The organism is Paraburkholderia sp. JHI2823 (assembly GCF_038900695.1).
Classification (GTDB): Bacteria; Pseudomonadota; Gammaproteobacteria; order Burkholderiales; family Burkholderiaceae; genus Paraburkholderia; species Paraburkholderia mimosarum.
Genome location: NZ_JAYMRY010000010.1, coordinates 96454 through 108280 on the forward strand (window position 1 = coordinate 96454; position 11827 = coordinate 108280).

The 11827-nt window shown below is 62.6% G+C and carries 14 protein-coding genes; 4 read left to right on the forward strand and 10 right to left on the reverse strand.

The window, feature by feature from the left end:
• Together VSR34_RS13910 and VSR34_RS13915 are read right to left on the reverse strand one after the other, a co-directional pair.
• A complete protein-coding gene (locus VSR34_RS13910; protein WP_028231651.1) occupies positions 1–1308 on the reverse strand; it encodes an MFS transporter in 1308 nt (435 codons plus the stop codon).
• A gap of 55 nt (positions 1309–1363) precedes the next feature.
• Positions 1364–2137: a putative hydro-lyase gene (locus VSR34_RS13915; RefSeq protein WP_028210948.1), complete on the reverse strand. Its 774-nt coding sequence runs from the start codon at positions 2135–2137 to the stop codon at positions 1364–1366.
• 220 nt (positions 2138–2357) lie between these two features.
• Here VSR34_RS13915 and VSR34_RS13920 point away from each other — a divergent pair, with 220 nt between their 5' ends.
• Positions 2358–3290, forward strand: coding sequence for a LysR family transcriptional regulator (locus VSR34_RS13920; protein WP_028210947.1), 933 nt, complete (start codon positions 2358–2360; stop codon positions 3288–3290).
• Positions 3291–3331: 41 nt separating this feature from the next.
• Here the strand turns inward: VSR34_RS13920 and VSR34_RS13925 are convergent, their stop codons facing one another.
• The gene (locus VSR34_RS13925) at positions 3332–3508 is read right to left on the reverse strand and encodes a hypothetical protein (protein WP_155836801.1); all 177 of its coding nucleotides are present in this window, start codon (positions 3506–3508) and stop codon (positions 3332–3334) included.
• A 393-nt stretch (positions 3509–3901) separates the two neighbouring features.
• Between VSR34_RS13925 and pstS the strand changes: the two genes are divergently transcribed.
• The gene (gene pstS, locus VSR34_RS13930) at positions 3902–4915 is read left to right on the forward strand and encodes a phosphate ABC transporter substrate-binding protein PstS (RefSeq protein ID WP_342962757.1); all 1014 of its coding nucleotides are present in this window, start codon (positions 3902–3904) and stop codon (positions 4913–4915) included.
• Between the two features lie 134 nt (positions 4916–5049).
• On the opposite strand, the gene VSR34_RS13935 is transcribed toward pstS, so the two are convergent.
• Positions 5050–5244 carry a hypothetical protein gene (locus VSR34_RS13935; protein ID WP_028210945.1) on the reverse strand — a complete coding sequence of 65 codons (195 nt, stop codon included), beginning with the start codon at positions 5242–5244 and terminating at the stop codon, positions 5050–5052.
• Positions 5245–5450: 206 nt separating this feature from the next.
• On the opposite strand from VSR34_RS13935, the gene VSR34_RS13940 reads away from it, so the two are divergent.
• Together VSR34_RS13940 and VSR34_RS13945 are read left to right on the forward strand one after the other, a co-directional pair.
• Complete coding sequence (locus VSR34_RS13940; protein WP_154671318.1) at positions 5451–5663, forward strand: hypothetical protein; 213 nt, start codon at positions 5451–5453, stop codon at positions 5661–5663.
• Between the two features lie 30 nt (positions 5664–5693).
• Entirely contained in the window at positions 5694–7649 is a 1956-nt protein-coding gene (locus VSR34_RS13945; protein WP_342962718.1) for a GNAT family N-acetyltransferase, read from the forward strand.
• 13 nt (positions 7650–7662) lie between these two features.
• On the opposite strand, the gene VSR34_RS13950 is transcribed toward VSR34_RS13945, so the two are convergent.
• The 6 genes from VSR34_RS13950 to VSR34_RS13975 all read right to left on the reverse strand — a co-directional run bounded on the left by VSR34_RS13950 (position 7663) and on the right by VSR34_RS13975 (position 11810).
• Positions 7663–9015 (reverse strand): MFS transporter, encoded by a 1353-nt coding sequence (locus VSR34_RS13950; protein WP_028210942.1) that lies wholly within the window; start codon positions 9013–9015, stop codon positions 7663–7665.
• 320 nt (positions 9016–9335) lie between these two features.
• On the reverse strand, positions 9336–9566 hold the full coding sequence (locus VSR34_RS13955; RefSeq protein WP_028210941.1) for a hypothetical protein: 231 nt from the start codon (positions 9564–9566) through the stop codon (positions 9336–9338).
• 169 nt (positions 9567–9735) lie between these two features.
• Complete coding sequence (locus tag VSR34_RS13960) at positions 9736–10167, reverse strand: YeeE/YedE family protein (RefSeq protein ID WP_342962719.1); 432 nt, start codon at positions 10165–10167, stop codon at positions 9736–9738.
• 1 nt (position 10168) lies between these two features.
• Positions 10169–10603, reverse strand: coding sequence for a YeeE/YedE family protein (locus VSR34_RS13965; protein ID WP_342962720.1), 435 nt, complete (start codon positions 10601–10603; stop codon positions 10169–10171).
• On the reverse strand, positions 10593–10934 hold the full coding sequence (locus tag VSR34_RS13970) for a metalloregulator ArsR/SmtB family transcription factor (RefSeq protein ID WP_342962721.1): 342 nt from the start codon (positions 10932–10934) through the stop codon (positions 10593–10595). Before VSR34_RS13970 ends, VSR34_RS13965 begins: the two co-directional genes overlap by 11 nt.
• 141 nt (positions 10935–11075) lie before the next feature.
• Entirely contained in the window at positions 11076–11810 is a 735-nt protein-coding gene (locus VSR34_RS13975) for an ABC transporter substrate-binding protein (RefSeq protein ID WP_028210937.1), read from the reverse strand.
• Positions 11811–11827 lie beyond the last annotated feature (17 nt).

The following is an 11827-nucleotide window of genomic DNA, read 5'->3' on the forward strand; positions in this document are numbered from 1 at the left end:
TTACGCCGATTCGAGTTCACGCCCGCGCGTTTCGGGCAGCGTAAGCGCCGCGACGATCAGCACGCCATAGGCCGCAATGGCGAAGATGCCGATGCTCGGCCCGAGACCGAACTGCTTCGCGAGCGCGCCGATCAGGAAGGGAAACAGCGCGCCGACTGCGCGGCCCACGTTGTAGCAGAAGCCCTGCCCCGAACCGCGCACACGTGTGGGAAAGAGTTCGGTGAGGAACGCGCCCATGCCCGAGAAAATGCCCGAAGCGAAAAAGCCGAGTGGAAAACCGAGCCACAGCATCGAGCCATTCGTGAGCGGCAGCGACGTGTACGCGTACGCAATCGCCATGGAGCCCGCCGCAAAGAGGATGAAGTTGGGCTTGCGGCCGAGCCGGTCGGTGAGCCACGCGCTCGCTAGATAGCCGACATACGAGCCTGCGATGATCATCGCGAGATAACCGCCCGTGCCCAACACGGTGAGATGGCGCTCGCTCTTGAGGAACGTGGGCAGCCAGGTCGTGATTGCGTAGTAGCCGCCTTGCGCACCTGTTGCGAGAAGCGCCGCGCGCAGCGTTGTCCAGCGCAGCTTCGGCGCGAAGATTTCGGTAAAGCGCGGCTTGTCGCCCGCCTCGGCCCGCGCCGCCCTCGCGCTCGTGAATATTTCGGGCTCCTTGACATACCGCCGGATCACGAGCACGAGCAGCGCGGGAGCCACGCCGACGAGAAACAGCGAACGCCACGCCAACTCCGGCGGCAGAACCGAGAACAGCACCGCATAGAGCAAAGCGGCCAGCCCCCACCCGAGCGCCCAGCCCGATTGCACGAGCCCCACTGCCTTGCCGCGGTCCTTCGCGCGAATCACCTCGCCGATCAGCACCGCGCCCGCCGTCCATTCGCCGCCGAATCCGAAGCCCATCAGCGCACGCGCGGCGAGCAGTTGCCCATAGTTCTGCGCGAGCCCGCAGAGACCCGTGAAGAGCGCGAACCAGAGCACGGTGAGCTGCAGCGTACGTACGCGGCCGATGCGGTCGGAGAGAATGCCGGCAATCCAGCCGCCAAGCGCCGACGACAGCAGCGTGAGCGTGCCGATGAACCCCGCGTTACCCAGGCTGATACCCCAGCTCGCCACGAGCGTGGGAATCACGAACGAGAGCATTTGCGTATCCATGCCGTCGAGCATGTAGCCGACCTTGCAGCTCCAGAACGCCCGCCGCGCCTGAGGCGACGCGTGTGCGTACCACGAACGCTCCTGCTCCCGCGCTGGTATGGACGACGGTGCAGAGTCGGTGGCAGGCGACGCGATTGTCTTGCTGTCCATCTGTTGCTCCCCTTTTGATAGACGTGCTAATGAATACCGTGCGCGGTTGGCGCGCCTAAAACACCGCTAGCGATGAATTGGTGATATCCGTCATGAGCATGTGGCCTGGCGCATGGGCGATCGCGAGCGGCAGCCTGGCGTCCATGAGCGCCGTTTGCGGGGTCACTCCGCAAGCCCAGTACACGGGCAGTTCGCCCGCGCGGATGGTCACCGCGTCGCCGAATTCGGGCCGCGCGAGGTCGGCAATGCCCAGTTCCGCCGCATCGCCGATATGCACCGGCGCCCCATGCACGCCCGGAAAGCGGCTCGTGATCTGCACCGCGCGTATCGCATCGGCACCGCGCATGGGGCGCATCGACACGACCAGTTCGCCGCCGAACACCCCCGCGCGCTGGTTCGCGCGGCGCGTGCGGTACATCGGCACATTGCACCGCTCTTCCACATGACGCAGCGCAATGCCTTCGAGCGCCAGCATATGCTCGAACGAAAACGAGCAGCCGATGGCGAACACGACGAAATCGTCCTGCCAGAGCGATTCGAGCGAATGGACGCATTCGCTCAACTCCCCGTGGCGATAGACGTTATAGGCGGGCACGTCCGTGCGGATGTCGATGTCGCGGCCGAGCGCCGGCACACGAAAATCGCCGGGCTCGCCCACGCCGAGCAGCGGGCATGCCTTGGGATTCGCATGACAAAAGCGCAGGAAGTCGTGCGCGTGCGTCTCGGGCAAGATCGCAAGGTTGGCCTGCGCGTACTCGCCGCAGTAACCGGCTGTGGGGCCGCGGAAATCACGTGCGCGCACGGCAAGCCGGAATTCGTATGGGGTCATGGTCTGGGGACGGCGTGAAAGAAAGAAGTGCGGGGAAAGCGTGCGGCTCAGGTGCCGCGGTGAACGGCAGCCTGTCGCGCGCTTGCCAACTTGTCAGGACGAAGCATAGGAAAGACAAAAATTTGACGCCAACTAGTTTTTCTTCGGTCAGGCGAATAGAATTTCTTAACGGAATCGCGGGTTTCCCCCGATTTCATCGCGATCCTCTCCCGCCAGCGCCATGAACACGCGATTTCTGGAAACCTTCGTCACGCTCGCGAAGCTGCGCAACTTTCGCACCACGGCCACGGCGCTGCATGCGACGCCCGCAGCCATTTCGCAGCGCCTCAAGGTGCTGGAAGACGAATTGCACACCGTGCTGGTCGATCGCGAGAGCCGCGAATTCCGGCTCACGCCCAACGGCGAATATCTGCTCGGCTATGCAAAGGCGGTAGTGGAGGCAACGCGCCGGCTTCAGGCTGCCGCGTCGACGCAAGGTGCCATGCGCGGCAAGCTTCGCCTCGGCGTGATCGAAACGGTCGTGCATAGCTGGCTCGCCGATTACATGCGCAGGCTCAGTCAGGACTACCCGCAACTCGAAGTGGAACTGGCGGTGGATGTGAGCGTCGTTTTGCAGCGGCGCCTGATGGCGGGCGAACTCGACTTGATCATTCGCGTGGAAGGCAGCGATGAAGCTTCCGTGGTCTGCGACGCGCTCGCCAACTATCCCGTGCACTGGATCGCTCGCGCGGGACTGCTTCCCGCTTCGCGCAGCGGATTGGCGCGGCGCGTGCTCCAGCACCCTATCCTCACCTTCGGGCGCGGGACGGCGCCGCATCGCGCGCTCGAAGACATCGTGAGCAAGCTCGCGCTCGCCAACGGCGTGAGCATTTCCGACACCCGCATCACCGGCTCGCCCTCGATCTCGGTGATCGTGCAACTGGTGCGCGACGGCTTCGGTGTTGCCGCCATTCCGCGTCTTTTCGTCGACGACCTGATCGCGCGCGGCGAGGTCGTCGAATTACCGCTGCAGCCGTCGCCGCCTTCGATCGTCGTTTCGATGTCGCGCCGCACCGATGCGCCGCTCTTCGTGCACGGCGCGGCAAACGCCGCACGCGCGGCATGCCACGACTATTGCGCACACAGCGAAAAGCGCCTGATCGAGCGGCTTTGAACGTGCCAGTGGTGTCCACAAGGCCGGGTGACAGCCACGGTCTATGCACACAAGGTTGATGTGAAACGCGACATGAAAAAAGGCTGGGCATCGCGCGCGCCCAGCCGTTCCCGCGCGCCTGCACCGGCAAAGGCGAGAAAAACGGCAAGGGAAAGACATGCGGGTCGAGCGGCTAAACGAGGGCCGCAAAATGTGCTGCGAAGCGTGGTGATGGCCATTCGTAACGTCTCCGTAAGAGGTTAAAAGCATTTTGTCAAGACGGACACCCGGTCAATCCCGCTTACCGTAGCGATATTTTGTGAAAGATTCGTTGCACCTATGCGGCGCTGAGCACGCTTATCATCCCCGGTCATTGCATGCCGAACGCCGGACGCATTCGATTATTTTGTTTGTTATCCTCATCATTCATTCGCCGTCTGTCCGGACGATATTGAATGATTCAATGGCCAATCGCGCCATATTTCATGCTCCAACCGCCACGCGATAGCATGATTCAATTTGAATCCTGGCTGCCATCGTCGTGTAATTGAAAAATTGCGGGCCATCGGGCTTCGTGATATCCCATAGCAACTAAAAAACGGGAGAGGCCTGTGAGACCCTTGCGCCCTCTGATAGCTGCGCTTATTTTCGGCATTTGCGCGGTGACGTCCCGCGCCGAAGTTGTGACCGGGTGCGGCAGTTCGCTGGCCGCGCCGCTCTACACGCGCTGGGCCGCCGAATACCACAAGTCCGGCGGCGGAAAAGTCATCTACCAGAGCACCGGCTCCACGGATGGCATCAAGCAAATCGCCGCCCACAGGGTCGACTTCGCCGGGTCCGATGCTCCACTCACCGACGAACAATTGAGCAAGGAAGGATTGCGCCAGTTTCCTGTTGCCATTGGCGGCGTGGTGCCGGTCGTGAATCTTCCCGGCATCAAGGCCGGCCAGTTGATGCTGACCGGCGAGGTGCTCGCCCAGATTTTTCTCGGCAAGATTCTGTACTGGGACGACGCGGCAATCGCGCGTCTCAATCCGGACATCAAGATGCCTGACACGCCGATTGCCGTGGTGCGGCGCCTGGATGGCTCAGGCACGACGCTGATCTGGACGCACTACCTCTCCCAGGTGAGCCCCGAATGGAAGCGCAAGGTGGGCGAAGGCACCAGCGTTCACTGGCCGCTTGGGATAGGTGGTAAAGGCAATGAAGGCGTCGCCACGTTCGTGGGCTATCTCCCCGGCGCGATCGGCTATATCGCCTGGGACTTCACGAAGCAGAACCGTCTGACCTACACGGCCATGACCAATGCGGCCGGCGTTATCGTGGAGCCAGGCCTGCGGACATTCAGCGCCGCGGCCGCCAACGCGGACTGGTCCGGCTCGCTCTTTCGCGTGCTGACCAATCAGCCGGGCAAGGACGCATGGCCGGTGATGGGTGCGACCTATGTACTGCTGCAAGCCACGCCGGATCAACCGGCACGCAATGCGGAAACGCTGAAATTCTTCGAATGGGCCTTCATGCACGGCGAGCCCACCATCGAGGCACTGGACTATATTCCGCTACCTGCCGCCGTCGTGACGAAAATCCGCACGCAATGGCACGACGATAAAAGCGACGACGTTCGCAAACCCATTGCCGGCCAGTAGCGACCGGGCGATTTGGTGTGCCAGCAGAACGTTGATGAAAGCGGCCAGCCGCCGAACAGGTCGTGAAGGCGCTTGGGAAGGCAATACAAATGCCGCAGAAAGCGAGCGTGCCTGCCACGCACGCGCACGGCTCTTCAGCGCTTGCCGGCCTTGCGTTTGCGGGATTCCCCTTTGCGGCACAGATCGGTCAACAGCCAGCGCGCAATGATTTCAGGGCGATTCGTTCCGTACTGAGCGAACTTGATTTCGTTCTCGAAGTAGACGATGACGCTACCGGCCATCACGCGGTAGGAACCCGCGTATCTCACGCCGTCCACTTCGACACTCATGGGATGCGTGGTTTCGTATTCTGCTAGAGCCAAGGGGGAGCGCGATATTATCTAAAATATGACAATATCGTGTCGCACCGCCTCTGGTCAATTAAATATGCGTTTTGTTTCATATCGCCGATTGCAACCGCGATTGCCACCCCGATTGCAACTCATCACATGGGCCGGCCGGCGTGCCCCCTGAATGAGGCACGCCCCCTCGCGGCATGGCCCAGACCACCATATCCGCTCATCGCGAACCAGCGCTCGCCAACGGCGGCGCTCCAGGCATTCACCCAGCGCGTAGCCATCATTCGCTCGGCTACGCCTTCGGCATTCATCAGCCGCTTCATCGCCTGGCAAAGGCGGTGCATGGCATACCGCTTATGGCGCGTTTCAGTGTCCGCTCGCGCGATCATCGTCTCGCCTCGTCCGGTTGAATATTGCGCAGATCAAAGCCTGAAATGCCCATGTGCAGATTTCCGGTGAGGCCCATTAAGACACGAAACGATCCGCGGAAAAATCAGGGATATCGCGAAAACAAGCCGATTGAAAGGGCTTTCACGGTATGGCGCGGAGTCACCCGTGATGGCTACCTCGTTTTTCGGCCACCCATATTAGTCTGTTTATATGACGGACATTCGAAACGCCACCCTTCGCGCCCTTTTGTCGCATTACAACCGATGAATGGCGTTGCTCGCGCGGCGAAGGGCGCGATGATGCGATGGAAGACAACGGTTCCCGGGAATGTTCACGACCCACGAATCCATACAAACGACGACATACGGCGGCCCGCGATCGACACTCGCACGCGCGCTCAGGCAACAATTGCTGAACGCGATGGCGCGGCTGCCCGACAGCGTGCTGCGCGCCATGTTCGCGCGACCCGTACGCAGCGGCTGCATTCGCCTGCCGGTTGTGCGCGCGGTTTACACCGGCTGCCTGCGCCGCCATCCAATCGACCTCCACTACGGCACGGAAACGAGCGGCTTCGTCGAGCCCGTCGCGCCGAAGGGCGGCGCACAGTTCGCCGGTCAGTTGATGCCGTACATGGGCTCGCAGCCGACCATCATCCGCCGCGCGCTCGAGCGACGAAATGGGCTTCGGTCCCGAAGATCAGGAAGCCGTCGTCATCTGGCAAAGCACACGCGGCGCCCGACCCGATGCCTTCGCGGACCGCAATCGCCGCATCACGACAAAGGACTGCCTCAGCGCCTCCCTTGATGGCTGAATCACAAACTACGAAGGCAAGGCATGTGCCGACTTCCCTCGCCGCAATGCGCGAGTCGTTGCCGGCCCCATCCCTCATGTACGCACTGCACACCTGCGAGAGCGTCGAAGCGTTTCGCATGTTCGAGCCGCAATGGCGCACGCTTTTGTCCGCACCTGAAGCGCATTCGCCGTTCATCAGCTTTGCGTATTGCGAAGCCGCCGTCGAGGCGGCGGTGAAATGTGGCGCGAGGATCGAAGTCGCGAGCGTGCACGACGCACACGGCCCGCTCGTGCTATGGCCGGTTGCGATCGTGCGCAATGGCGCGTTGCGAAGCGCGCAGGCGCTGGGCTGCGGATGCGGCGAGGAATACGGCGGCCCGTTGATCGCGGATCGCCGGCGTGCCGAGCTTTATGATGCGGCCGTCAACGCGATCATGCGAATTCATGCCGACGTGCTTCACATTCCCTTGCTCGAAAACGGCGGCATGCTGCAGCGCGCGCTCGACGCCGCGCCGCAGTCGTGGATCCAGACCGCCCTGCCGCCGCGCTGGCGTGTGATGCCCGGCTATTCGATCAAACTGCGTGCATGCCCGACATGGAATGACTACCTCGCCACGCGGCGCTCGACGCTGCGCGCTGCGCTGCGTTCGAGCGCGAAGCGGCTGCGGCGCGAAGGCGAAGTCCGTGTGGGATGGTGTGAGAGTCCTGAGGAGTGCGAACGCATGCTCATGTGGCTATTCGCAAACAAACGCCAATGGGCGCTCAAACACGGCATCGAATCGCACTATCTGATGGATGACCGCGTCCGCGATTTTTTCATCGGCCTCGCGCGACGCATCGACCTCGCAAGCACGCCACTCGTCGCCTGCGTGCAGGTCAACGGGCAGCCGGTGGCGGCCTCGGTCAATCTCGTCCACACGCGAACCGTCGAATATTTGATCACCACCTATGACGAGGCGTTCCGCGCCTATTCAGTCGGCAACCAGTTGATCGAATATCTCGCGCGATGGGCCCACGCCAATGGCCGCGACTTCGATTTTCGCCCGCTGTACGGCGAGTACAAAGCGCGTTGGGCGGATCGTGAGACGCAGCACGAATCGCGTTTCGTGGTGGTCAATCCGCGCGGGCGGCTGATCGAGTTTCCGCTCACGTGGGCACAGGTCAAGCGGGTTTATCGCAAAGCCGCCACGGTTGCAATTGCCCGCCTGAAGTGAGCGGACGCGATCTTCACTGCCTGACCACGCCGCCCTCGTCGCGCGAGTCTTTATAAGCGGATTCGTCGAGCGTTTCAAGCGCCGGGTCGTGATGGAGGAGAAGCGCCGCGCCCGCACCCACGAGCCCGGCTCCCGCCAGGCAAAGCAGGCCCGCGCCGAAGCCGCCCGTACTGTCCTTGATCCAGCCCATCGCGTAGGGGCCGAAAAAGCCCGCAAGATTGCCGAGTGAATTGACAGCGGCAATGCCGCCGGCAGCCGCCGCGCCCGAGAGAAACGCGGCAGGCAGCGTCCAGATCACCGGCAAGCATCCGAAGATGCCGAATCCTGCAATGGAGAGCGCCAGCATCTTGAGCACCGGATTCGCGAGCCCGGCCGACGCCGCAATGCCGGCCGCGGCGACGGCAAGCGCGAACGCGACATGCCGCTTGCGCTCGAGGCGGCGGTCGGAACGCCGGCCCCACAGCACCATCGATACCACCCCGACGGCGTAAGGCAGCGCCGTGACGAAACCCGTTTGCAGATTCGTGAGTCCGAACGCTTTGACGATTTGCGGCAGGAAGAAGCTCAGTCCGTAATTCGTTGCGTTCGCACCGAAATAAATCAGCGCGACGGCAAGCACGCGCGGATTGATCAGCGCCTCGAGAACGCTGAACGTACGCACCGTTTCGCGATGCCGGCGCTCCATCGCCTGACGATCGACCAGCCAGCGGCGCTCGTCGGCGGCAAGCCAGCTTGCGTCCGCGGGCTTGTCGGTCAGGTAGAACAGCACGGCCACCGCGAGCACGAGCGCGGGCAGCGCTTCGATCAGATAGACCCACTGCCAGCCGGCCAGCCCGCCTCTCCCGTCGAGCGAGAGCAGCGAGCCGGAAATCGGGCCGCCGATCACCGTTGACAAGGGAATTGCCGCCATGAAATAGCCCACCACGCGCGCGCGGTATTTCGCGGGAAACCAGAGCGTGAGCAAAAAGATGATGCCGGGGAAAAAGCCCGCCTCGGCGATCCCGAGCAGGATGCGCAACCCATAGAACACATGCGCGTTCGACATGCCGGTCACGCGGGCGATGTCGGGGATGAACGCCATCGCCCCCGCGATGATGCCCCAGGTGAACATGATGCGCGCGATCCAGCGCCGTGCGCCGAAGCGTTCGAGCAGCAGGTTCGAGGGCACCTCGAAGAAGAAATAGGCAATGAAGAAAATCCCGGCGCCAAATCCGAACGCGCTCGCGGATAAATCGAGTGCCTTGTTCATCTGCAACGCGGCAAAGCCGACATTGACCCGATCGAGATACGCCACGAAATAGCAGACGATCAGAAACGGCACGAGCCTTGCGGTCACGCGCGCCATGGTGCGGGTTTCAAGCTCCATATGTGTCTCCTTTGAGGCCGGCGCCGCGCTTCCTGCGGGTCAGTCACGTGCCGGTCCATTTGATATCGCTAAAGACTAGTCGGTCGCGGCGCGATACGAAAGGCGCGTTCACATCGTGGGATGCCGATCGAAAGCAGTACTGAAGCACCCCGTGGACTCGTCATCGATCGTCCGGGGGGGCGCAAGTGATATTCCCGGCACGAGGCTAGTCCGGCGAGGTTTGCCAGGGCGTCGTGCCCAGGAGTCGTTGGAACGGAGGTTGTTCGACAGCGCAGCCAGACAGCGCGTTGCGCCGCATCGCCCGCGAAAATCAGGAGAGCCTAAAGCTCGTCGTCGCGCTTGCCCAGTGTGTCGATATCGATCTCGAGCACGCGGCAGACATCGCGCACGAACTCGTTCATGGCGGCCGTGCATTCGGGGCTGCCTGCCGGGAAATCCTCGGGGTTTTTCTTGCCTTGTGCCCGGCGAATCGCGCGAATGCTGGCCTCGAGCGCGCGTGCCTCTGCCCAGATCGGGAGTTTGTCGGGATAGTCAGGGAGGTCGCGCGCCATAACCGGTATTTCGGCAACGCTTACGCGAACTTTAGGCGAGGCCGACGCCTATGACGCCGTGCGTATCGCGATTTTTTCGAGGTGGCGTCAATACGGTCCATGAACCCCATGCCGGCAACGAGTCCCGGGGCGTAGGCGGGGCGCGCCCGACCGTCGCCCGGCCCCTCGCTTACGCCCGTTGCACGCCGGCTTTCGCCCGTTCGACGAGTTCGAACACGGCCATACCCGCCACCATGGCTGCCACGAATCCAATGGCCTTCGGATAGCCCGCACCCAGGGCGACCAGCGCGGGCCCCGGACAGAAGCCTGCGAGGCCCCAGCCGATACCGAAGGCAGCGCTGCCGAGGATGAGTCTCGGCGGGATCGCCGTGCTCGTTGGGAGTTGCACGGGCAGGCCCAGCAACGAGCGCTTGCGGCGTCTCGCGATGAAGAACGCGAGCGAAGCCACGACGATGGCGCCGACCATCACGAACGCGAGCGACGGGTCCCAACTGCCGGCGATGTCGAGGAAGCCAAGGACCTTGGCCGGATTACTCATGCCGGAGACCATCAGGCCAAGGCCGAAGATCAGCCCCGAAAGCAGTGCTGTGAGGATTGCCATGTCAGCCTCCAATGAGGTGTCGCTGGACGAAAACGGTCAAGAATCCCGCCGCCATAAAGGTCAGCGTGGCGACGAGCGATCGCAGCGAGCCGCGCGAAAGGCCGCACACGCCGTGACCGCTGGTGCAGCCACTTGCATAGCGGGTGCCGAGTCCCACCAGGAAGCCTGCAACCAGAACGATGCTCCAGTTCGCCTCGATATCGACTTGCGCCGGCTTGCCGAGCAGGGCCGCGATGACGGGAGCGCCGACAAGCCCTGCGACGAACGCGAGGCGCCAGCCGATGTCGTTGCGCGGCAGGCTCAACAGGCCGCCGACGATGCCGCTGATGCCGGCAATGCGGCCGTTGAACAGCACGAACACGGCGGCCGCCACGCCGATGATGAGTCCGCCGGTCAAGGACAGTCCGGGAGTGAAATGGGCGAGGTCAATCAGCATGATTCGTCCCCTGACGCCAGGTACAGAACTGTTGGTAGAGCACGGTCATGACAGCGAGCGCTTGCGGACTCGCGACCGAATAAAAGATGTTCTTGCCTTCGCGGCGCGTGGCCACGAGGCCGTTTTCGCGAAGCACGCTCAACTGCTGGGATAGCGTCGGCTGCCTGATGCCGAGTTCCTCTTCGAGTTCCCCCACGGACAGCTCGCCCTCGGAGAGGCGGCACATCAGCAGCAAACGGTCAGGATTGGCGAGCACCTTGAGCAGCGCGCAGGCGTTGGTTGCGGCGGCCTGCATGGTGGCGAGGTCGACGATGGAGGGAGGACGGTCCATGGCGGAGCCTTCAATCTACATTTTTATAGTTTATATGAAAATATACTGTTTGAAAATAGAGTGAACCTTCAAACAAGGCACCGGGGAACCGCTTGTTCAGCTGTTTCCCCTGCAGGCTCGCACACTGAGAACCGCAAACGGTCACTCCAACGGCGCGACTGACGCACCGGCGATACGGTGGTTCTCGAGCGCGCGCGCCACGAACCCCGAGCGTTTCATTTCCTCAACGAAGACACGCAACGTTTCTGCGGCCTTTTCTCCCCGGCTCCTCGCAACGCCCATCGCCTGGCGAATCACCATGAAGCGCTCGTCGAGCAGATGGAGGCCGCCCACTCTCGCGGCGTCGGCTTCGAGTTGCTGCTTCACGCCCGCGGCCACTTCGAGCCCCTGGTCGAGGAATGTTTGCACGACAGTCGGAGACGTCGGTGCGCGCACGATCTGCGCGTGCTTCAATTCGCGCGTGAGAAAAAGATCGTATGCACTCCCCTTGCCCACTACCACGCGGTTATGCGGTTGATCGACTTCGGCATTCGTGCGCACCGGCGAATCGTGGCGAACCATATAGAAGCCTTCGATCAACACATAAGGCGCCGTGAACGCGATCGTCTCGCCTCGCTTCGGATCGACGGCGAAAAAACCGAAGTCCGCGCGCCCGTCGCTCACGGCTTCGACGGACCTGGCCGCCGCATCGAACACGACGAGTTCGAGCGGCACACCCAGATGCTGCGCGAACGCGCGCGCAAGATCGATGGAAACGCCGTACGGTTCACCCGATGCCGCATCACGATTCGCGAGTATCGGATTGCCGAGGTTGATGGAGGCGCGCAACGTGCCCGTGGGCGCGAAGGTTTTGACGACAGCGGAATCGATAGTCATGGGGATATCGCGACGTG

What these genes read in the sequence shown, in the direction of transcription:
- VSR34_RS13910 (WP_028231651.1), bottom strand. Translation starts at nt 1,308, where the DNA reads ATGGACAGCAAGACAATCGCGTCGCCTGCCACCGACTCTGCACCGTCG.
- VSR34_RS13915 (WP_028210948.1), bottom strand. Translation starts at nt 2,137, where the DNA reads ATGACCCCATACGAATTCCGGCTTGCCGTGCGCGCACGTGATTTCCGC.
- VSR34_RS13920 (WP_028210947.1), top strand. Translation starts at nt 2,358, where the DNA reads ATGAACACGCGATTTCTGGAAACCTTCGTCACGCTCGCGAAGCTGCGC.
- VSR34_RS13925 (WP_155836801.1), bottom strand. Translation starts at nt 3,508, where the DNA reads ATGGCCATCACCACGCTTCGCAGCACATTTTGCGGCCCTCGTTTAGCC.
- VSR34_RS13935 (WP_028210945.1), bottom strand. Translation starts at nt 5,244, where the DNA reads ATGAGTGTCGAAGTGGACGGCGTGAGATACGCGGGTTCCTACCGCGTG.
- VSR34_RS13940 (WP_154671318.1), top strand. Translation starts at nt 5,451, where the DNA reads ATGGCCCAGACCACCATATCCGCTCATCGCGAACCAGCGCTCGCCAAC.
- VSR34_RS13945 (WP_342962718.1), top strand. Translation starts at nt 5,694, where the DNA reads ATGTGCAGATTTCCGGTGAGGCCCATTAAGACACGAAACGATCCGCGG.
- VSR34_RS13950 (WP_028210942.1), bottom strand. Translation starts at nt 9,015, where the DNA reads ATGGAGCTTGAAACCCGCACCATGGCGCGCGTGACCGCAAGGCTCGTG.
- VSR34_RS13955 (WP_028210941.1), bottom strand. Translation starts at nt 9,566, where the DNA reads ATGGCGCGCGACCTCCCTGACTATCCCGACAAACTCCCGATCTGGGCA.
- VSR34_RS13960 (WP_342962719.1), bottom strand. Translation starts at nt 10,167, where the DNA reads ATGGCAATCCTCACAGCACTGCTTTCGGGGCTGATCTTCGGCCTTGGC.
- VSR34_RS13965 (WP_342962720.1), bottom strand. Translation starts at nt 10,603, where the DNA reads ATGCTGATTGACCTCGCCCATTTCACTCCCGGACTGTCCTTGACCGGC.
- VSR34_RS13970 (WP_342962721.1), bottom strand. Translation starts at nt 10,934, where the DNA reads ATGGACCGTCCTCCCTCCATCGTCGACCTCGCCACCATGCAGGCCGCC.
- VSR34_RS13975 (WP_028210937.1), bottom strand. Translation starts at nt 11,810, where the DNA reads ATGACTATCGATTCCGCTGTCGTCAAAACCTTCGCGCCCACGGGCACG.